The 20195-nt window shown below is 71.1% G+C and carries 19 protein-coding genes and 1 riboswitch; of the genes, 10 read left to right on the top strand and 9 right to left on the bottom strand.

Annotated elements, in window-relative coordinates; translation table 11 throughout:
• The first annotated feature begins 265 nt into the window (after positions 1–265).
• Genes AC3EO4_RS02030 through AC3EO4_RS02015 form a run of 4 tightly spaced genes read left to right on the top strand, consistent with a single transcriptional unit; the run spans position 266 to position 3833 of the window.
• Positions 266–1132, top strand: a complete 867-nt coding sequence (locus AC3EO4_RS02030; protein ID WP_379579308.1) for an AAA family ATPase — start codon at positions 266–268, stop codon at positions 1130–1132.
• Complete coding sequence (locus AC3EO4_RS02025) at positions 1125–2204, top strand: vWA domain-containing protein (protein ID WP_379579310.1); 1080 nt, start codon at positions 1125–1127, stop codon at positions 2202–2204. Before AC3EO4_RS02030 ends, AC3EO4_RS02025 begins: the two co-directional genes overlap by 8 nt.
• Positions 2185–3273: an XdhC family protein gene (locus AC3EO4_RS02020; protein ID WP_379579312.1), complete on the top strand. Its 1089-nt coding sequence runs from the start codon at positions 2185–2187 to the stop codon at positions 3271–3273. Before AC3EO4_RS02025 ends, AC3EO4_RS02020 begins: the two co-directional genes overlap by 20 nt.
• Positions 3273–3833: a nucleotidyltransferase family protein gene (locus AC3EO4_RS02015; protein ID WP_431893257.1), complete on the top strand. Its 561-nt coding sequence runs from the start codon at positions 3273–3275 to the stop codon at positions 3831–3833. Before AC3EO4_RS02020 ends, AC3EO4_RS02015 begins: the two co-directional genes overlap by 1 nt.
• 88 nt (positions 3834–3921) lie before the next feature.
• Here AC3EO4_RS02015 and AC3EO4_RS02010 read toward each other — a convergent pair whose 3' ends face one another.
• A complete protein-coding gene (locus AC3EO4_RS02010) occupies positions 3922–4809 on the bottom strand; it encodes an endonuclease/exonuclease/phosphatase family protein (protein WP_431893254.1) in 888 nt (295 codons plus the stop codon).
• 104 nt (positions 4810–4913) lie between these two features.
• Here AC3EO4_RS02010 and AC3EO4_RS02005 point away from each other — a divergent pair, with 104 nt between their 5' ends.
• Positions 4914–5954, top strand: coding sequence for an LLM class F420-dependent oxidoreductase (locus AC3EO4_RS02005; RefSeq protein ID WP_379579318.1), 1041 nt, complete (start codon positions 4914–4916; stop codon positions 5952–5954).
• Here the strand turns inward: AC3EO4_RS02005 and AC3EO4_RS02000 are convergent.
• On the bottom strand, positions 5951–7270 hold the full coding sequence (locus tag AC3EO4_RS02000; RefSeq protein WP_431893251.1) for a ricin-type beta-trefoil lectin domain protein: 1320 nt from the start codon (positions 7268–7270) through the stop codon (positions 5951–5953). The two genes, AC3EO4_RS02005 and AC3EO4_RS02000, sit on opposite strands and share 4 nt — an antisense overlap.
• 285 nt (positions 7271–7555) lie before the next feature.
• Here AC3EO4_RS02000 and AC3EO4_RS01995 point away from each other — a divergent pair, with 285 nt between their 5' ends.
• The 4 genes from AC3EO4_RS01995 (at position 7556) to AC3EO4_RS01980 (ending at position 12939) form a co-directional block, all read left to right on the top strand.
• A complete protein-coding gene (locus AC3EO4_RS01995; RefSeq protein ID WP_431893249.1) occupies positions 7556–9664 on the top strand; it encodes a glycosyltransferase family 4 protein in 2109 nt (702 codons plus the stop codon).
• A gap of 191 nt (positions 9665–9855) precedes the next feature.
• Positions 9856–9939, top strand: a complete 84-nt coding sequence (locus AC3EO4_RS01990; protein ID WP_373317351.1) for a putative leader peptide — start codon at positions 9856–9858, stop codon at positions 9937–9939.
• A gap of 94 nt (positions 9940–10033) precedes the next feature.
• Positions 10034–11323 carry a dicarboxylate/amino acid:cation symporter gene (locus AC3EO4_RS01985; RefSeq protein WP_431893246.1) on the top strand — a complete coding sequence of 430 codons (1290 nt, stop codon included), beginning with the start codon at positions 10034–10036 and terminating at the stop codon, positions 11321–11323.
• A gap of 155 nt (positions 11324–11478) precedes the next feature.
• Entirely contained in the window at positions 11479–12939 is a 1461-nt protein-coding gene (locus AC3EO4_RS01980; protein WP_431893244.1) for a hypothetical protein, read from the top strand.
• Positions 12940–13031: 92 nt separating this feature from the next.
• Here the strand turns inward: AC3EO4_RS01980 and AC3EO4_RS01975 are convergent, their stop codons facing one another.
• The 7 genes from AC3EO4_RS01975 to AC3EO4_RS01945 all read right to left on the bottom strand — a co-directional run bounded on the left by AC3EO4_RS01975 (position 13032) and on the right by AC3EO4_RS01945 (position 18951).
• Positions 13032–13481, bottom strand: a complete 450-nt coding sequence (locus AC3EO4_RS01975) for a PH domain-containing protein (protein WP_379579328.1) — start codon at positions 13479–13481, stop codon at positions 13032–13034.
• A gap of 44 nt (positions 13482–13525) precedes the next feature.
• The gene (gene ribH / locus AC3EO4_RS01970; protein ID WP_379579330.1) at positions 13526–13993 is read right to left on the bottom strand and encodes a 6,7-dimethyl-8-ribityllumazine synthase; all 468 of its coding nucleotides are present in this window, start codon (positions 13991–13993) and stop codon (positions 13526–13528) included.
• Positions 13990–15192, bottom strand: coding sequence for a bifunctional 3,4-dihydroxy-2-butanone-4-phosphate synthase/GTP cyclohydrolase II (locus AC3EO4_RS01965; RefSeq protein WP_431893239.1), 1203 nt, complete (start codon positions 15190–15192; stop codon positions 13990–13992). The genes ribH and AC3EO4_RS01965 overlap by 4 nt, the downstream gene beginning before the upstream one ends.
• A complete protein-coding gene (gene pnuC / locus AC3EO4_RS01960; protein ID WP_379579334.1) occupies positions 15189–15818 on the bottom strand; it encodes a nicotinamide riboside transporter PnuC in 630 nt (209 codons plus the stop codon). Before pnuC ends, AC3EO4_RS01965 begins: the two co-directional genes overlap by 4 nt.
• Positions 15815–16405 (bottom strand): riboflavin synthase, encoded by a 591-nt coding sequence (locus AC3EO4_RS01955; RefSeq protein WP_379579336.1) that lies wholly within the window; start codon positions 16403–16405, stop codon positions 15815–15817. Before AC3EO4_RS01955 ends, pnuC begins: the two co-directional genes overlap by 4 nt.
• Positions 16405–17649: a bifunctional diaminohydroxyphosphoribosylaminopyrimidine deaminase/5-amino-6-(5-phosphoribosylamino)uracil reductase RibD gene (gene ribD, locus AC3EO4_RS01950; RefSeq protein ID WP_431893236.1), complete on the bottom strand. Its 1245-nt coding sequence runs from the start codon at positions 17647–17649 to the stop codon at positions 16405–16407. Before ribD ends, AC3EO4_RS01955 begins: the two co-directional genes overlap by 1 nt.
• A gap of 106 nt (positions 17650–17755) precedes the next feature.
• A riboswitch (FMN riboswitch) is annotated at positions 17756–17886 on the bottom strand.
• Positions 17887–18141: 255 nt separating this feature from the next.
• Positions 18142–18951 (bottom strand): oxygenase MpaB family protein, encoded by an 810-nt coding sequence (locus tag AC3EO4_RS01945; RefSeq protein WP_379579341.1) that lies wholly within the window; start codon positions 18949–18951, stop codon positions 18142–18144.
• Positions 18952–19198: 247 nt separating this feature from the next.
• On the opposite strand from AC3EO4_RS01945, the gene AC3EO4_RS01940 reads away from it, so the two are divergent.
• Entirely contained in the window at positions 19199–20191 is a 993-nt protein-coding gene (locus tag AC3EO4_RS01940) for an ABC transporter permease (RefSeq protein ID WP_431893234.1), read from the top strand.
• Positions 20192–20195: the final 4 nt, after the last annotated feature.

Raw genomic sequence — 20195 nt, 5'->3', positions numbered from 1 at the left:
CTGCTTGGCCCAGTCTGGTCATGATCAATCTAATCGATGACTCCTGGCACTCCCTCACGAAAGCCGAAATATCCCCAGAACGGTGACGGCCGCGGCCCGCGCCCAGGGCGGCCGGGTCAGGGCGGGCGGGGAGACGAGCCCCAGGTTCGGCGGGGCGTTCACGGGGCAGACGGTCCAGGCACCAGGGCTCCAAGGTTGGGTATCCATAGAGAATCTGCACGCCCGTTCCTAGCCTGAGGGCGTGCTGCGACGGACAATCAACGCAATGAACATCGAGTCACCCGAAAAACTGGTCGAATTGCTGGACCAGCACGCGTATCTGGCCGACGAGGGCCTGGCGACGGCCGCCTTCCTGGCGCTGCGCATGGGGCGTCCGCTGTTCCTCGAGGGCGAGGCAGGCGTCGGCAAGACCGAGCTGGCCAAGACGATGGCCGAACTCCTGCACGCCCCGCTCATCCGCCTGCAGTGCTACGAGGGGCTGGACGCCGCCCAGGCCCTCTACGACTGGGACTTCGCCCGGCAGCTCCTCCACCTGAAGGCGGCCGAGGCCGCGGGGATCACCGACGCGAGCAGGCTCGAGGGCGAGATCTACGACCGGCGCTTCCTCATCGCCCGTCCGCTGCTGAGGGCCGTCGAGACCCAGCCCTCGGTCCTGCTCGTCGACGAGATCGACAGGGCGGACGACGAGTTCGAGGCGTTCCTGCTGGAGGTGCTGTCGGACTTCACGATCTCCATCCCCGAACTCGGCACGATCAGGGCCGAGAGCCCGCCGGTGGTGGTGGTCACCTCCAACCGCACCCGCGAGGTGCACGACGCGCTCAAGCGCCGCTGCCTCTACCACTGGCTGGAACACCCCGGCTTCGAGAGGGAGGTGGCGATCCTGCTGCGCAGGCTGCCGGAGTGCACCGAGGCGCTGGCCCGCCAGGTCGCCCGTACGGCGGAGCGGCTGCGCGGCCAGGACCTGGTCAAGCCGCCCGGCATCGCCGAGACGCTCGACTGGACCGAGGCGCTGCTCACGCTCGGCGCCCGCGACCTCGACCCCGGCCTGGCCGCGGCCACGCTCGGCGCGGCGCTGAAGTACAGGGAGGACGTGGAGAGCGTGCTCAAGAGCGGGGTGCTGGCCCGTGCGTGACGTGGTCGCCACCATGACGGGCTTCGCCAGGACGCTGCGGGCCGCGGGGGTCGCCGCCGACCACGAGCGGACCCAGAACCTGCTCGAGGCGCTCGGCCAGCTCGACGTGACCCGCAGGGACGACGTCTACTGGGCGGGCCGTCTCACGCTCTGCGCGACGCCCGACGACCTGTCCAGGTACGACAGGTGCTTCGCCGCCTACTTCGGCGGCCACAGGGCGTCGCGGGGCCGAACCGCCACCAGAACGGTGATCAGGCACCTCGCGGGCGGCGAGGGCGAGGCGGGCGAGGGCGCGGAGTCGGTGGCGGCGACGGCCAGCCCGGTCGAGGTGCTGCGCCACAGGGACGTGGCGGGGCTGACAGAGGCCGAGCGCGCCGAGGTGCACAGCCTGCTGGCGATGCTGCGCGACCACAGGGAGCGGCGGCGCTCGCGCAGGCTGGTGGCCGCGCACAGGGGCAGGCTCGACCAGCGCAGGACCATCCGCGAGGCGCTCAGGAAGGGCGAGGTGGCGCGGCTGCGCTACCGGCGCCACACCACCAGGCCGCGCAGGGTGGTGCTCCTGGTCGACGTGAGCGGCTCCATGGCGCCCTACTCCGAGACGCTGCTGCGGTTCGCGCACGCGCTGGTCAGGACCGAACCGCGGGCGACGCAGGTCTACTCGGTCGGCACGAGGTTGACGCCCATCACCGTCGAGCTGCGCCACCGCGATCCCGGCACCGCTCTGGCCGAGGTCTCGAAGGCGGTCCCCGACTGGAGCGGCGGCACCAGGCTGGGCGAGGAGCTGCGGGAGCTGCTCGGCGGCAGGAGCGTGCGCGGCGCCATCGTGGTCATCGCCTCCGACGGCTGGGAGCGCGGCGATCCGGGGCTGCTCGGCGAGCAGATGGCCAGGCTGGCCCGACAGGCGCACCGGGTGATCTGGGCCAACCCGCACAAGGGGCACGTGGACTACCAGCCGCTCACAGGGGGGATGCGCGCCGCGTTGCCGTACATCGACGACCTGGTGGCCGGCCACAGCCTGGCCGCCTATGAGGATCTCTGCGAGAGGCTTTCCCATGCGCGACGTCCTGCCTGAGATCATGCGGTGGTGGGAGTCCGGGCTGCGGTTCGGACTGGCGACGGTGGTGAGCACCTTCTCCAGCGCGCCGAGGCCGCCGGGCGCGGCCATGGCGGTGCGCGGCGACGAGGTGGTGGGCAGCGTGTCGGGCGGCTGTGTCGAGGGCGCGGTGTTCGAGCTGGCGAGCGAGATCGAGACCCCCGTGCTCCAGCGGTACGGCGTGAGCGACGACGACGCCTTCGCGGTGGGCCTGACCTGCGGCGGCATCATCGACATCCTGGTAGAGCCCGTCTCCATCGAGACCTATCCCGAGCTGGGCGAGATCGCCGCCTCGGTCGCCGCGCACGAACCCGTGGCCGTCGCGACCATCGTCGCGGGGCCCGGCGCCGTGGGCGCGCGCAGGGTGATCTGGCCGGGCAGGGCCATCGGCTCGCTCGGCGTCGAACGGCTGGACGAGGCCGTCGACGACGATGTGCGCGGCATGCTCGCCCAGGGCCTGACCGGCGTCAGGCACTACGGCGGGCACGGCGAGCGCCGCCTGGACGACCTGTCGGTGTTCGTCCAGACGTTCGCGCCGCCGCCGCGCATGCTCGTCTTCGGCGCCATCGACTTCGCCGCCGCCGTCGCGCGCATGGGCAAGTTCCTCGGCTACCACGTCACCGTCTGCGACGCCAGGCCCGTCTTCGCCACGCCCAAGCGCTTCCCCGACGCCGACGAGGTCGTGGTCAAATGGCCGCACGACTACCTGGCGGCCACGAACGTGGACGAGCGGACCGTGATCTGCGTGCTCACCCACGACCCGAAGTTCGACGTGCCGTTGCTGGAGGTGGCGCTGCGCACCAAGGCGGCCTACGTGGGGGCGATGGGCTCCCGCCGTACCCACGACGACCGGCTGGCCCGGCTGCGCGAGGCGGGCATGAACGAGGAGGAGCTGAGCAGGCTGCGCTCCCCCATCGGGCTGGACCTGGGCTCGCGCACGCCGGAAGAGACCGCCGTGTCGGTGATGGCGGAGCTGATCCAACTGCGCTGGGGTGGGAGCGGGCGTCCGCTCAGCGAGACCGGCGGCCGTATCCATAGGGAGGTCTGATGACTCAGGTGGTGGGCCTGCTGCTGGCCGCGGGGCAGGGGGCGCGGCTCGGCACGCCCAAGGCGCTGGTCGAGTACGAGGGCGAGCGGCTGGTCGACCGAGGGGTACGGCTGTTGCACGAGGGCGGCTGCCACCCGGTGATCGTCGTGCTGGGAGCGGCGACCGTGCAGGTGCGCGGCGCTGTGGTGGTACGCAACCCCGACTGGCGCAGCGGCATGGGCTCCTCGCTCAGGGTCGGGCTGGACGCGCTGCCCTCGGACGCCTCCGGGGTGGTGATCGCGCTGGTCGACCAGCCGTTCGTGGAGCCCGCGGCGGTCAGGGCGCTGATCGGCAGCGGGGCGGAGGTCGCGGTCGCCACGTACGGCGGGCGGCGGCGCAATCCTGTGCTGGTCTCGGTCGAGCACGTGGCGCGGGTGGCGGAGCTGGCGGTGGGGGACGTGGGGGCGCGGGCCTTCATGCGGGCCCACCCCGAACTGGTGACGGAGGTCGAGGTGCCGGGCGACCCGCGCGACATCGACACCCCCGAGGATCTGGCCGCCCTCATCCCGCGAGCCGACTGACCAGACCGCGCATCACGACCTGAGCCCGCGAGCCGACAGACCAGGACCGCCCTCTGCGCGGGGCCCCTGGGCAGGGCGCCCGCCCGCGTCAGAAGCGGAAGGAGGCCGTCGCGGCGCGGTGGTCGCTGCCCGTCGCCGGCGCGACGCCCGCGCGGGTGGCCGTCATCCCCTTGTAGAGGATGTGGTCGGGCCGGGTGATCGGGAAGCTCGACGGCCAGGTGAACCCGAAGCCCTCCCCCGCCTCCTCCTGCGCGTTCAGCAGCGGCGGCACCAGGTTGCCGAGCCCCCTGTCGTCCGTCGCCGTGTTGAGGTCGCCGAGCAGCAGGATCCGCTCGCTCCTGTCGTCCTCGATCAGCTTGCGCGCCTCCGCCAGCGTCCTGTCGCGCGTCGCGGTGTGCCCGGGACGGGCCGAGGCCAGGTGCATGACGTAGACGGTGACGTCGCCCGACGGCGTCTTCGCCACGGTCCTGAGCGCGCGCTCCCACCCGAGGCCCACGTCGAAGAAGTCGGGCTGCGACAGCGGGAACCTGCTCCACAGGCCGATCGTGCTGACGTTGCGGTGGTACCGGAAGATCTTGTTGAGCGCCTTGGCCGCGGGCCCGCCGGGTGTCAGCTCTTGGGCGGCGACCAGGTCGATGCCGTCGGCGATGCCGCGCACCGCCGTGCCGGAGGAGTTGTTGCGCACGCCCACGTTGACCGTGGCGACAGAAAGGTCACTGTCGCCGCCCGGTGAGGAGCGCAGCACGTCGGAGCCGAACATCACCGCCCACACCAGCGCCGGCAGCAACACCGCGATCGCGGCGCCCCCCGAGCGGGCCAGCAGCGCCAGAAGCAGCAGCAGCGGCACGGCCAGCCCCAACCAGGGCAGCAAACTTTCCAATATGGGGGTGAATCCCCCGAGTGCTGGAATGAGGCGGTGACCCGCCAGCATCGTCGCGATCAGAATCGCCCCCGCGATCACCGCACGCTTCAGCACACCGCTCCTCTCGCCCCCTGAGTTGACCAGGGTAGGCGCTCGCCGGGCGACACGCGAAGCGCTAACCTGAGGCCGAACATAGTTCGGTTACTAGGGAGTTCGGCATGCGGATCGGGATGGCGCTCAACTACTCAGGCGGCTTCAAGGAGACGGTCGCCGAGCTGGCCGACTACGAGAAGGCCGGGCTCGACATCGTCTTCGTGGCCGAGGCCTACTCCTTCGACGCCGTGAGCCAGATGGGCTACATCGCCGCCAAGACCGAGCGGCTGGAGATCGCCTCCGGCATCCTGCCGATCTACTCGCGCACGCCGACCCTGCTGGCGATGACCGCGGCCGGCATGGACTACGTCTCCGACGGCCGGTTCACGCTGGGCCTCGGCGCCTCGGGTCCGCAGGTGATCGAGGGCTTCCACGGCGTGCCGTACACCGCTCCGCTGGGCCGTACCCGCGAGGTCATCGAGATCTGCCGCAAGGTGTGGGAGCGCGAGCGGCTCACCTACGAGGGCAAGCACTACACGCTGCCGCTGCCCGCCGACAAGGGCACCGGGCTCGGCAAGCCGCTCAAGCTGATCAACCACCCCGTGCGCCCGCGGATCCCGATCGTGGTGGCCGCGATCGGCCCGAAGAACGTGGAGCTGACCGCCGAGATCGCCGAGGGCTGGGAGCCGATCTTCTACATGCCGGAGAAGGCCGCCGACGTGTGGGGGCCCTCGCTGGCCGCGGGCAGGGCCAGGCGCGACGCCTCGCTGGGCGATCTGGACGTCATCGCGCAGGCGGCGCTCTACATCGGCGACGACGGCGACGGCCTGCTGGAGCTCGGCAGGTCGATGGCGGCGCTGTACATCGGCGGCATGGGCGCCAAGGGCAAGAACTTCTACAACGAGCTGGCCCGCCGCTACGGCTACGAGAAGGAGGCCGAGCAGATCCAGGAGCTCTACCTGGCGGGCAACAAGAAGGAGGCCGAGGCGCTGGTCCCGCAGGAGCTGCTGGAGCGGATGTCGCTCATCGGCTCGGAGGGCTTCGTCCGCGACCGCGTGCAGGCCATGAAGGAATCGGGCGTCACCACGCTGAACGTCACGCCGCTCGGCCGTACCCACGAGGAGCGGATCCGGCTGCTGGAGCAGGTCAAGGAGCTGGCCGCCTAGCCTCCTGCCCGGGTGGAGCCACGGCGTGGGTCCACCGCGTGGAACCATCGCTGCTCCGGCCGCCCCCCGTCGCACTCCGCGACGCGCAGCCTGGCGTGACGGTCGAGCAGGTCGTCCTGGTGCAGGCAGCCGGCGGCGTTGCGGATGCGCCCGTCAGGGGCGAGGGTCCAGCGCTGCGACCTGCCTCCGTCGCAGGCCGCGATCGCGGGCGCCCTGCCCGCCGACAGGCAGCCCCCGTTCAGGGTGCTGCGCAGGCGGGCGCCGCTGACGTACCAGCCCTGGGCGCGAGTGCCGTCACAGGCCTGGGTCCTTACGGCGCCGCCCGGCCCGGCCTCCAGGCAGCGCGCGGTGGAGGCGTCGTCGTTGGGCGCGCCGGTGGCGCCCATCCATGACACGATCGTGCCGGGGGCGGGAGCGGGGATCTCCCGCCGGTACTGCCTGGAGACCCAGTTCTGGTCACCTGCCGCCAAGGTGGTGGGTGCGGACGGGCACACCGCCTGTTCACAGCCCACCCACCTGACGTACTCGGCGAAGATCGCGCTCTTGCGCGCGCTCTCGCCAGGGGTGAGGTTCTCGGGCAGCGCCGAGATGCCGTATCCCCGGTAGAAGACGATGGCGGGCCGCAGGCCCGGCGTGGCGGCCATGGCGCGGCGTGCGGCCAGCAGCGTGTAGCGCGCCGTCACCGCGTGGTCGCTGTGATCCACCGGCTCGTCCAGGCTGAAGCCGAGGCGGGTGCTCTGGTGGTCCATCGTGCGGATGGTGTCGGGTTCGAAGCGCTCGATCAGCTTCTGCAGGGTCGCCACCAGCGTGCGCTCGTCGTAGCGCGCCGAGCCGTCCACGGTGGAGATCCGGTCGATGCCGCCGCGGAACAGCTTGAGCAGGCTCTGCCTGCCCTGGGCCGAGCTCCCCCTGCCCCTGGGGAAGCCGTCGGGCAGGCCGACGAACAGCAGCTGGATCTCGCCGCGACCGGCCGGAGGGCGGTCCAGGGAGAAGGCCCTGATCCCGTCGATGTCGGAGCGCCGCCAGGCGTTGGACGCCCCGGCCATGAAGGCGTAGGCCGCACGGACCCCGTTCTCCCTCTCCCGCACGTAGTCGGCCGTGCGCCCCGCGTCGCCTGCCGTCAGGTAGACCACCCGCAGGCAGGTTCCGGCGTCGTAGTCGTCGCTGAGGGCGGGGTTGACGAACAGCAGGTCGTCGTCCTGGTGCGCGACAGAGACGAGCGTGGTCCGCGCGCACACCGTCGCATGGACGGGGGCCACGATGAGTCCCACCAGCAGGACCCAGCAGCTCAACAGCGCGGTCACAACACTCTTCACGACGTGGCCCTTCTCCTGCGCGGCGACCATGACGTCACACCGCGTGCACTCTCGGTGACCGTCAGATTGTCCCGTCGGCGCCCCCTTCGCTCGGCGACTTTCCGGCGCCTGGGCAAGTTCTTGCCTACCGGTGTGCGTACGGCGGCACGCCGAAACGTCAAAGCCTCGCCAAGACGGGGTCACGCCTTCCCCCGCCGCCGTGTCGCCGCCACGGGAGCCGGGCACGATGGGCATCGCCCTTACCCCAAGATCGGCTCGCAGCGGCTCAGTGGTGATGGAGAACCGATGAAGATCGTCTTTCTGATCCAGAATCTGTATGGCATCGGCGGGACGATCCGGTCGACCGTCAACCTCACCGCGGCGCTGGCCGAGCGGCACCAGGTGGAGATCGCCAGCCTGCTGCGCACCGCGGACGAGCCCGCCTTCGCCGTCGACCCCCGCGTCACCGTGCGCGATCTGGTGGACCTGCGTCCCGGCTCGCCGTACTTCGACGGCAAGGACCCGCGCCACTCGCAGCCGTCGGCCGACTACGCCAAGGGTGAGCTCAAGGGCTACGACCGGTGCTCCCGGCTGACGGACGAGCGCATGGCCTCCTACCTGGCCGCCTGCGACGCCGACGTGGTCGTCGCCACCCGGCCAGGGCTGATCGTCTACCTGTCCAGGTACGGCACGCGCCGCTACCTCAAGGTCGGCCAGGAACACCTGATCCACGACGGGCAGGGCCCCGCGCTGCTGGCCGAGCTGCGCGAGCACTGTCCCGCGCTCGACATCCTGGTGACCATGTCGGACGGCGACGCGGCCGTGTACCGGGCCAAGATGCCGCTCGGCGGGACGACGGTCGTCTCGATCCCCAACGGCGTCCCCGAGCCGGCGGTCGAGCCGTCCACGCTCGACACCCGGACGATCGTCGCGGCCGGGCGGCTGACGCCCGTCAAGCGGTACGAGCTGCTGATCGAGGCCTTCGCCAAGGTGGCCGCCCAGCGCCCCGGGTGGAGCCTGCGCCTGTACGGCAGGGGCAAGGAGGCCCCGAGGCTGCAGGAGCTGATCGACGAACTCGGCCTCAACGGCCGCGCCTTCCTGATGGGCCCGCGCTCGCCCATCGAGACGGAGTGGGTCAAGGGCTCGATCGCGGCGGTGTCGTCCAAGCTGGAGTCGTTCGGCATGACCATCGTGGAGGCCATGCGGTGCGGCGTCCCCGTCGTCAGCGTCGACTGTCCCTTCGGCCCCGGCGAGATCATCGATGACGGCGTCGACGGGCTGCTGGTGCGGGAGGCGACGCCGTCGGCGCTGGCCGACGGCCTGCTGCGGCTGATCGACGACGAGCCGCTGCGCCGCTCGATGGGCGCGGCGGCGCTCGCCAACGCGCGGCGGTTCGACCCCTCGGTGGTCGCGCTGCGGTACGAGCACCTGTTCACCGACCACCTGTGGTCGCGCCGCAGGGGCCCGCTCGCCCTCCTCATCGGTCCCGGCAGGCCCGTCTTCCTCGACCGGCTCGCCTTCATGGACCGGCTGGCGGCGCTCGCGCGCTCCGGCGTGCGGGTGCTGCTGCCGCGGAGGGCGACGAAGCGGCCGCGCGTGGCCAGGACGCCGATCGCCGCCCACTGCCTCGTACGCGCGGACGGCGGCCTGACGATCCGCCTCGACCGCGGCTCCTGGCCCGCGGGCAGGACCGCCGCGGGGTGGTCGCTGAAGCTGCGGCGGCACGGCACGGACACCGCGATCGAGGTGCCGCTGACCCCCTCGGGCGAGGCCTCACTCCAACGCGGGCTGCACCGTCTCGCCGAGGGACGCTGGGACGTGCACGTGGCCAGGCCCGGTCAGCGGCTGCGCCGGCTCGCCTCGGGGATGTGCGACACCCGCGTCCTGGTGAACGCCTCGCCCGATCTCAACCGTCCGCTGGAGACGTGGACGCCGTACGCCACCGAGAACGGCGACCTGTCGATCGCCGTCCACGCCCGGGACAGGCACGCCGAAGTCACCGACCTCGTGTCCTCCCCTACCAGGCTCACCGTCCACGGACTGCTGGTGAACCTGCCCTATGGCCCGCTGACCCTGCTCGCCCGGCGCCGCGGCGCGGAGGAAGGGGCCGAAGGGGTGGGCGGCGGCCAGATCGTCCTGCCCGCTCAGGCCCACCTCGACGGGCGCTTCAGCTGCTCGGTGCCCTACGACCGGTTGGCGTCGGCGCGCGAGCGGGACCAGGAGGTGTGGGATCTGTACCTGTGCCCAGGAGAGCAGGACGCTCCCTTGAGGCTGGGCCGCCTCTGCGACGACATCGCCGACCGGAAGGCGGTGGACCGTCACCCTGGGCACTCCGTCGGCGACGTCATGGCCCGCGCGTCGTACACGTCCTCCAACGAACTGTCGATCCACATCAGCACCGTCGAGGCGGACTGAGCGAACGGGCCCAGCGCCCCTGGAGCCGCGCCTCCGACAACGCCGGCGCCTCCAGAGCGCCCGGTCGCGGCCCGTGCCGCCTCATCGCACTACCGCGATGATCGTTCGGCAGGACGCAAAAGTCTTGATTTGTGAGCTAGATCACTCTTACAGTCGGAATACCGTCCGATTCACCACGGTTGACTGATCCTGTGAGGTTTTCCGTCCTGTCTGTGTGGCTCGTCGAGCGGCTGCACATCGATCTCTGTCGTCTGACCGGCTCCCTCTGTCGCTGATCGCGCTCTGACGAGCGCTCGATCGCCCGACCCCTCACCCACCCCCCTTTCGCATGCCTGCTGCGGCATGCCGTCTTTCGGAGCCTTCCTCATCGTGAAGAGATTCTCTTTCTCCCTGCAGTTGCTGCTGGGCCTGGTCGTGGGCGTGGCGCTCGGATTCGCCGCCCGCATCTGGGACCTGACCTGGCTGGCCACCACCCTCACCGAAGTCGGAAAAATCTTCGTCCAGCTGCTCAAGCTGGCAGTGCCGCCGCTGGTGTTCACCGCCGTGGTGGTCAGCGTCGCCAACCTCCGCAACGTCAACGGCGCGGCCAGGCTGGCGAGCAAGACGCTGTTCTGGTTCCTGGCCACGGGGCTGATCGCCGTCATCGTCGGCATCGCCCTCGGCCTGATCCTCAACCCCGGCCAGGGCGTCAACCTGAGCACGGCGGGCGCCAAGGCGCCCGAGAGCGTCGGCACCTGGGTCGACTTCCTCACCGGCATCATCCCGACGAACATCGTCACGGCGTTCACCGAGCTCAACGTCCTCCAGATCGTCTTCCTGGGGATCGTCCTCGGCGCGGCGGCCATGGCGATCGGCGAGAAGGCCGAGCCGTTCCTCACCTTCAGCCGCTCGATCCTCGAACTGGTCCAGAAGGCGCTGTGGTGGGTCATCCGCCTGGCCCCCATCGGAACCGCGGGCCTGATCGGCAAGTCGGTCGCCACGTACGGGTGGGACCTGCTCGCGCCGCTGGCCAAGTTCAGCCTCGGCGTCTACGTCGGCTGCTTCATCGTCCTGCTGGCCGTCTACCCGACGCTGCTGGCGGTGGTCGGCAAGGTCAGCCCGATCACGTTCTTCCGCAACGCGTGGCCCGCGATCGAGCTCGCGTTCGTCTCCCGCTCGTCGGTGGGCACGCTGCCGCTGACGCAGAAGGTCACGATCGAGCGTCTGGGTGTCGACCGCGACTACGCCTCCTTCGCCGTGCCGTTCGGCGCGACCACCAAGATGGACGGCTGCGCCTCGATCTACCCGGCGCTGGCGGCGATCTTCGTGGCGCAGGTCTTCAACGTCCCGCTGGGGGTGGGCGAGTACCTGCTGATCGCGTTCGTCTCCGTGGTCGGCTCGGCCGCGACGGCCGGTCTGACCGGCGCGACCGTCATGCTCACGCTGACGCTGAGCACGCTGGGCCTGCCGCTCGAGGGCGTCGGCCTGCTGCTGGCCATCGACCCGATCCTGGACATGATCCGCACGGCGACCAACGTCGCCGGGCAGATCGTGGTCCCGGTCCTGGTCGCCCGCGGCGAGGGCCGTCTCGACGAGGCGGTGCTCAACGCTTCCCCGCAGCCGCTCGACGAGGCTCCGGTGAGCGCGCCGCGCCCCTCGGGCGAGCCCGCGATCGCCTGACGTCCTCATCCGAAGGAGAAGACGGGGCGGCCCGCGCAGGGGCCGCCCCGTCTTCTCGTGTTCCAGGTGTGTTCCAGGAAGGGGTCCACGCAGGCCAAACTGGCTGAATTCCGGTACATTCACACAACCCCTATCTGTGAATCCGGAGTACGCGCATGGCCCACCTGCTGGACACCATGGACGATGAGGTCCCCATCACCTACGGGCAGTTCATGCTCCGTGGCGTGAGCGGGCTCCAGGGCGTCGACACCCGGGTCCACCTGGCCGAGCTCGACCGTCAGGTCTACCTGTACGCGAGTGCCGAGCACAGCCGCGTCAGGTTGGAGGTGTGGGACGCCCCGCCGCCCCCGTGGGAGGGACACGGCAAGCTCGTGGCCGACGCCCGGTGCGTCGCGGAGACCGGGGTCGTGGCCGTCACGCCGTACATGTCCGCCGCGTCGGGGCGCAGCGTGCTGATCGGCCCCGCCTTCTTCGAGTACGGCCTCCACCTGTACGCGCACAACGCCGAGCGGCTGCTGCGCTTCTGGCCCATCAGGGACGTGTTCGACCCGGCCCTGCACCTGCGTCCCGACGGCATCGACGCGGACGCCAAGCCGGTGGAGACGGCCGAGGCGCGCTCGGCGCTGGGCGACTGGGTCTCGACCAGAGTGCTCGGCTCGGCGGAGCCGCCCGCGCCGCCCGCCCCGCCGAAGGCGGAGGAGGACTGGCCGCTCGACCATGAGCACGAGGTCAGGCTGGCCGAGCTGCTCGGTGACCTGCGGACGCGGCTGATGACGCGCCCGCCGACCTGGCTGCTCGACACCGACGAGGGCAACCGAAGCCGCTACCTCAACGAGCTGCGCAGCTCGGTGGCCATCGCCAGGAGGCTGAACCCTGACGGGCTGCCTACCTTCCAGCTCTCGTTCGGCGAGCTGGTGGAGCGCCCGCACCCGGGACTGAGCTACCGGCTGTGGCAGTGGCGGCCGATCGTCCCGCCCGCCGATCCGGCCTCCCTCCCGGAGAGCGGTCCGGTCTCCCTCCCGGAGAGCGGTCCGGTCTCCCTCGCGGAGAGCGGGCCGGCGTCCCTCACGGAGGGGGAGGCAGCAGGGCGGGTCACCGGCCTGGAGCACGCCGGCCAGGACAGCGTGGACCGTGAGCACGCCGGCCGGGAGCACGCCGCCGCCTTCGGCTCGGCGATGGCCGCCACCGGCCGCCCCGAGTCCGCGACACCGGGGACAGCCCACTTCGAGCCCGCGCGCACCGTGACAGGGCACTCCGGGACGGGGCGCGCCGAGACAGGACGCTCCCCTGCCGAAGGGGCTCAGGCGGAGTCCTTCGGGACCGGCCGCACCAGGGCCGAGCACAACGGCAGCACGGCGACCGGGACCGCCGCACCCGGCGGGGCCGTCGCGGAGAGCGCGACGTCCGAGCCCGCGGCGCCCGGCGCGCCCAGGGAGCCCGAGACGCTCACCGCCGAACGGGAGGTGCGGGCTCAGGACGTGCTCCGCAGGCGTCGGCTGGTGACCGGTATCGTGACCGTGCTGCGTGAGGAGAACGGCGTCGTCGAGGTCCGCGACGCCGTACCGGCCGAGGTCGCCAGGGTCCTGGCCGCGGAGAAGGCGTGGGCCCTGGACTGACCGGCCGGCCCGCTCGTTGGGTCGGCGGGCCTGCCTCCTCTTCCCTGCGCCGGCGGGCCTGGCCCGCCCACCTCGTGGGCTGACCGGCCCGCCTACTCGCTGGCCTCGCCCTTGGCCCTGATGAGGGACTCGAGCTCGGCGGTGGCGCGGCGGGCGCGGGCCTTCTCGCTGCCCTGGATGCCCATCGCGCCCACCGTCATCCCGTCGGAGAAGTCGATCTTCGGCCACGGGTCGCCTTCGAGCAGCGTGACGTCGAGCACCTCGGGCCAGGTGTAGCGGTGGGTGCGCAGCGCGTTGACGAGGGTGATGCCCTCCTCGTCCGCCTCGACCCTGACCCTGCCGAGGCGGTGCAGCACCCACGCGACCGCGCACCCGAAGGCGACGATCATGATCTTGTCGGGGAGCTTGAAGGGCTCCGAGATCAGCAGCGCCATCACGATCGCGCCGACGACGATGAGAGCCGCGAAGCCGTAGGCAACGTATCTCGCCCTGACCGGCCGCCAGGTGAGGGGCAGGGACGGGGGGTTGACTTGCTCTGGCATCTCGGCTCTCGCTGGTTGGGAGGGGTTCAGTCGACCATGGAAAACTATCGCAGCCCGCGCAGCAGCAGCGCCGTCTCCAGCGCCGCGACCGTGGACTCGTAGCCCTTGTCCTCGAGGCTGTCGGGCAGCCCGCTCCTGGCGAGCGCCTGGTCGAGGGTGTCGCAGGTGAGGACGCCGTTGCCGACGGGCGTCTCCTCGTCGAGCGAGATCCTGGTGAGTCCCGCCGTCACCGAGTCGCAGACGTAGTCGAAGTGGGCCGTCTCGCCGCGGATCACCGCGCCGAGCGCCACCACCGCGTCGTGCCTCCTGGCCATGGCCTGGGCCACGACCGGGATCTCCAGCGAGCCCGCCACGCGCACCACCGTGGCGTTCGCGCCGCTGTCCTGGGCGGCCTGTACGGCCCGCGCGACCAGCTGGTCGGTGATCTTCCCGTGCCAGCTGGCCGCCACGATGCCGACGCTCAGCCCTTCCGCGTCGACCGACGTCGCCGTCGGCCTGCCCTCTCCGCTCACAGCTCGTGCCCCAATCGCTCGCGCTTGGCCCTCAGGTAGCTCTCGTTGTACGGGTTCTCGGCCGCCGGCAGCGGCTCGCGGCCCAGCACCTTGATGCCGTAGCCGTCCATGCCGCGCAGCTTGGCCGGGTTGTTGGTGAGCAGCCTGACCGACTTGACGCCGAGGTCGGCCAGCATCTGCCCGGCGTTGGAGAACTCTCTCGCGTCGACGGGCAGGCCGAGCTCCAGGTTGGCGTCGACGGTGTCGCTGCCGTTGTCCTGCAGGCTGTAGGCCCTGAGCTTGGCCAGCAGGCCGATGCCCCTGCCCTCGTGTCCGCGCAGGTAAACGACCACACCGCGGCCCTCCTTCGCGATGGCCGCCATCGCCTGGTCGAGCTGCACGCCGCAGTCGCAGCGCAGCGAGCCGAACACGTCGCCGGTCAGGCACTCGGAGTGGGCGCGGACCAGGACGTTCTCGCCGTCGCCCAGCTCGCCGAGCACCAGGGCGACATGCTCGCCGCCGTCGAGGGCGCTGGCGTAGCCGTAGGCGCGCCACATGCCGTGCGCGTTGGGCAGCCTGGTCTCGGCGACCCTCGTGACCATGCTCTCGGTGCGCCGCCGGTGGTCGACGAGCTGCTCGATGGAGATGAGCGCGAGATCGTGCCGGTCGGCGAAGGCGCGCAGCTCCGGCAGCCTGGCCATGGTGCCGTCGTCGTTGACGATCTCGGCCAGCACGCCCGCGGAGCTGAGCCCCGCCATGCGGGCCAGGTCGACGGCGGCCTCCGTGTGGCCCCGCCTGGCCAGGACGCCGCCCTCGTGGTAGCGCAGCGGGAAGATGTGGCCCGGCCGTACCAGCTCCTGTGGCTCGGTGGCGGAGTCGGCCAGCGTCCGGATGGTCCTGGCCCGGTCCGCGGCGGAGATGCCGGTGGTGACGCCGTCGCGGGCGTCGACGCTGATGGTGTACGCGGTCCGCATCCGCTCCTTGTTCTGGACCACCATGAGCGGCAGGCCCAGCCGGTCGAGCTCCTTGCCCTCCATCGGCACGCAGATGACGCCGCTGGTGTGGCGAATGGTGAAGGTCAGCAGCTCCGGCGTGGCCTTCGCGGCGGCGAAGATGATGTCGCCCTCGTTCTCGCGGTTCTCGTCGTCGACGACCACAACGGGCCTGCCCTCGCGGATGTCGTGGACGGCCCGCTCGACCGAGTCGAAGAGGATGCTCATGCCGGCACCGCCGCCGTCTTCGCCGACCTGTACTGCTTCAGCCAGCTGCGGAAGCCGAGCAGGACCAGCACGAGGAAGATCGCGTAGACCGCGCCCGAGACCACCAGGCCCGAGGTGAACGCCAGCGGCACGCCGACCAGGTCGACCAGGACCCAGATCCACCAGAAGTCGATCAGCGCCCTGCCCTGCGCGAACGTGGCCACCGCCGAGCCGACGAAGATGTAGGCGTCGGGCCACGGCGCCCACGAGATGTTCAGGCCCATCGAGTTGAGCCACGTGAACAGCAGCGCGACCACGACCGTGCCGGCCAGCATGGTGCCGATCAGCGTCGAGCGCTCCACCACGGTGGCGGGCCTGACCTCCAGACCGCCGTCGTCGCGCCTGCCCTTGGTCCACTTGTACCAGCCGTAGACGGCCAGCGCGCCGAACAGCACCTGCTTGAGCGCGTTTCCTGTGATGTGGGCGTTGACGGAGGCGATGAACAGCAGCACCGCGCCGGTGAGCTGCACCGGCCACGTCCACATCGACCTGCGCATCGCCAGCACCACGGTCGCCAGGGCGGCGATGTTGCCGATCAGGTCCGTCCAGTAGACGGGCGTGCCGAAGACGGTGAAGTCGCCGCTCACTTGGTCACCACCAGCTTCTCGACGTACTTCGCGATCACGTCCACCTCGAGGTTGACCAGGTCGCCCTCGGCCCTGTCGCCCAGCGTCGTCAGTTCGAGCGTGGTCGGGATGAGGCTGACGCCGAAGCTCTCCTCGTCCACGGTGGTGACGGTCAGGCTGATGCCGTCGACGGCGATCGAGCCCTTCTCCGCCACGTACCTGTTCAGCTCCTCCGGCAGCGAGAACCGCACGTCGTCCCATCGTTCGCCGGGCTCGCGCGACAGCAGGACGCCGGTGCCGTCGACGTGGCCCTGCACGATGTGCCCGCCAAGGCGCTGGTCGGCCCGTACTGCCCGCTCCAGGTTGACCCGCGCGCCGCTCTCCACGCTCCTGAGCGAGCTTCTCCTGAGCGTCTCCCTCATCACGTCGACGGTGAACACGTCGTCCTCGACGTCGACGACCGTCAGGCACACGCCGTTGACCGCGATCGAGTCGCCGTGCTTGGCGTCGGAGGTGACGACCTTGCCGCGCACCGACAGCCTCGCCGCGTCGCCCTGGTGCTCGACCGCCACGATCTCGCCCAGTTCTTCCACAATTCCGGTGAACATCAGTTCTCCTCAGTCGCGGGGCGGGCGGTGATCCGCAGGTCCGTCCCGATGGGGGTTACTTCCTCGAAGACCAGCCGGTGGGTGTCGGCGATCGTCCGCACGCCCGCCTGTCCGAGCGCGGCGCTCCCCGAACCGAGGAGCGCGGGCGCCACGTAGGCGATGACACGGTCGATCAGCCCTTCCCTCATGAAGGAACCAGCGAGGGTCGCGCCGCCTTCCAGGAACACGCTGACGACTTCCATGCGGGCCAGCTCGGCCAGCAGGGTGTGCAGGTCGAGGCCGCCTTGTGGGGACCGCGGCAGGCGCAGGACGGGGACCTGGAGGCCGGTGTCGGCGTCCTCGGCGACGGCGACGAGGGTGGGCGCCTCCGCGGACAGGACGCCGGCGTGCGCGGGGGTGCGCGCGTCGGTGTCGACGACCACCCGCAGCGGCTGCCGTCCCGCGCGCCCCGAGGGGCCCAGGCCGCGAGCCGCCAGACGGGAGGCTCCGGGGCCGGAGAACGCCGCCCCGGACACCCCGCCGGGCTCGGATGACGTCGCACCGGGCCTTTGTGGTGAAAGCGGGGCGGGGCGGGCGGTGAGGCGGGGGTCGTCGGCCAGGACGGTGCCGATCCCCGCGATGATCGCGTCGGACTCCGCCCGCAACCGGTGGACGTCCGCCCGCGCCTCGGGCGAGGTGATCCACTGGCTCGTGCCGTCCTCCGCCGCCGACCTTCCGTCGAGCGTGGCGGCGAACTTCCACGTCACGTGGGGCCGGCCCTTGCGGATGAACGTGAGCCACTCGGCGTTGCCGCGCTCGGCCTTCTCGGCCAGCAGCCCGACCTCGACCCCGACCCCGTGCGCGCGCAGCTGCTCCGCCCCGCCCGCGGCCTGCGGGTTGGGGTCGGGAACGGCGATCACCACCCTGGCGATCCCCGCCTTCAGCAACGCCTCCGAGCAGGGGCCCGTGCGTCCGGTGTGGGCGCACGGCTCGAGCGTCACGTAGGCGGTGCCGCCCCTGGCGCGCTCACCCGCCTCGCTCAGTGCCACGACCTCCGCGTGCGGTCCGCCCGCGTAGGCGTGGAAGCCCTCTCCCGCGTGCGCTCCCGACGCGTCGACGATGACGCAGCCGACGACCGGGTTGGGGCTGGTGGTGCCGCGTCCCATCGCGGCCAGCCTGACGGCCCTGGCCATGTGCAGGGCGTCGTCGCTCTCGGGGATTTCGGGTACGGCAATGCCCGGCCTTGACTGGGCGGGTTCGTCCACCCCCGGACCTCCTACTCGCCAGTAGCTCTCAGCTACGGCGGGCCCCGGGGATGACAGGGTGCTGCGACGCATGCACCACAGAGGCGCCTGGTTGGACACCGGACACCCGCGCGCTTCCTCCCATCCGGACTTTCACCGTCGGTCCCGGAATTTCACCGAGTCAACCGGCCGATGGCATCGGCCGGGTCGCGGACTGTCACCGCCGGTTCGGATTTTCACCGACCCCGGAGCACGCTAGCTCTGTTCTCGTCCAGTGTGCCATGCCCGAAAAGCCCGGCGCGACCACCCCCGCCAACAAACCCAAACAAACGCTTGGTCAGCGCCCCGCCGCCGCCCGAGCAGCGTCTCTTCGGAGGGCGGCGCCACGCGCCGGAGGGGCCCGCCAGGCCCGGCGGGCCCTACAGACCGTCCGGACATCACGCCGCCACGCCCGGCGCACCACACGGACGCCCGGATGCCGGGCCGCCACGACCCGGCGCCGCCGGACAGGCGTCACGCCGCCATGAGGCGGCGGGCGCGGCGGGCGGCGGGGGCGTAGCGGACCTGAGCCGGCACGAACCCGATCCCAGTGTGGAGCGCCCGCAGCGACGCGGTCGCCCACAGGTCGCCCACCGGCGTCGCCGGCAGCCCGTACAGCCGGCGGGCCCACCGCGGCAGCGTCGCGAACGCCAGCAGCGTGAGCGCGGGCAGCATCGGCTTCAACGGCGCGAGGTACAGCGGCAGCGGCGCGTTGAGCGACATCCGCAGCGGGTGGGCCGCCTCCGGCACGAAACGCAGCCCCGGCCGCGCGGCGCCGATGTAGTCGCGCAGTTCCGCCACCGACCCCGGCACGTCCGCGGGCGACAGCCCGACCACCTCGGCCGCCGACCGCCATTCGGCGACGAACCTGTCGGCCTCGTCGTCGGTCAGCCGCACCCCCGCCCTGCGGGCCACCGACAGGTAGGAGTCGACCTCGCCGACGTGCACCCAGCGCAACGCCTCGGGCTCGTCGAGACGGAAGCGCTCGCCGGTGTCGGGGTCGAGCGCCGTCAACGTGGCGTGGATCTTCCTGACCCTCGCTCCCGCGCGGGCGACCTCGGCCCGCGTGCCGTACGTGCGGACCCTGACGAACTCGGTGGTGCGCAGGAAACGCGACCACGACTCGGCGGGGTCCATGAGCGCGGAGTTCTGCAGCACTCCGCGCATCGCCCTGGGATGCAGGCCCTGCATGAGCAGGGCGCGGAAGCCGCCCACCAGCAGGATGGGCTCCCCCATCACCCGCCAGGTCACCGATTGCGGCCCGAACAGCCCGTGATCCTCCATAAGTGTTTAATTACCCCACAACCATGATCCTATGTCTGGGGTTCGTCGGGTTCGTGTCGCGATTCCGTGACGAGCCGTCCCACACGCCGCCGATTGTCGCTCCAATTCGCCGGTGCGGCAACGGGAAATAGCGCCTCGAATACGTCCACGTTGTTCGACAGAATCGTTAAAGAAGGCGCAGGCATTGATTTATCCGGGTCGCTGCTGCGAACGTGCGAACGAGGCACAAAGATCCGGGAGCACCCCCATGACCATCCCGACCCAGGCGCTCGACGCCGCCGCCATGACCCCGATACCCCAGGCCGTGGGCCGGTCGCCGGGCCAGTTGATGTGGCTGCGCTTCAAACGCGACCGCACCGGCGTCGCCGCCGCGCTGGTCGTCGCCTTCTTCTTCCTCGTCGCCGTCTCGGCGCCGCTCATTTCACTCGTGTACGGCAGGGACCCGTACACGCTTTATGGCCAGGAAAGCCCCGGACTGCTCAACGACTTCGGTTATCCGGTGCAGCCGAACGGGGGCGTGGGTTCGGCATTCTGGTTCGGGATCGAGCCCGGTCTCGGCCGTGACGTGTTCACCCAGCTCGTCTACGGCATCAGGACCTCCCTGCTGATCGCGGTGGTGGCCACGCTGCTGACCTCGCTGCTCGGAGTGGTGCTCGGGATCGTCGCGGGATACGCGGGAGGACGGGTCGACTCGCTCATCGGCAGGGTGATCGACATCGTGCTGTCCTTTCCCGCCGTGCTGTTCACGATCGCGTTCATGCCGGTCGTGGAGAACCTCTTCGTCAGGCCCGACGAGCAGACACCCGTGTGGCTGCGCGCGGTGACACTTGTCGTCGTCCTGACCGCGTTCGGCTGGGCGGGGCTGGCCAGGCTGCTGCGCGGGCAGGTGCTGACGCTGAGGGAGCGGGAGTTCGTCGAGGCGGCCAGGGTGACGGGGGCCTCGCCCACCAGGGTGGTGTTCAGGGAACTGCTTCCCAACCTGTGGACGCCGATCCTCATCCAGTCGACGCTGCTGCTGCCCGCTCTGGTGACGGCCGAGGCGGCGCTGTCGTTCCTGGGCGTCGGCATGATCGAGCCGATCCCCGACTGGGGCCGCATGTTCCTGCGCGGCACGGAGGTCTACCAGAACGACATCACCTACCTCGTCTTCCCAGGCGTCGCGCTGCTGGTGTTCGTGGTCGCCTTCAACCTGCTCGGCGACTCGGTCCGCGACGCCTTCGACCCGAAGATCAAACGATAGGAGA

Source organism: Nonomuraea sp. bgisy101, from assembly GCF_057708945.1.
The sequence above is the reverse complement of the archived record's forward strand: the minus strand, read 5'-3'. Positions and strand labels throughout refer to the sequence as shown.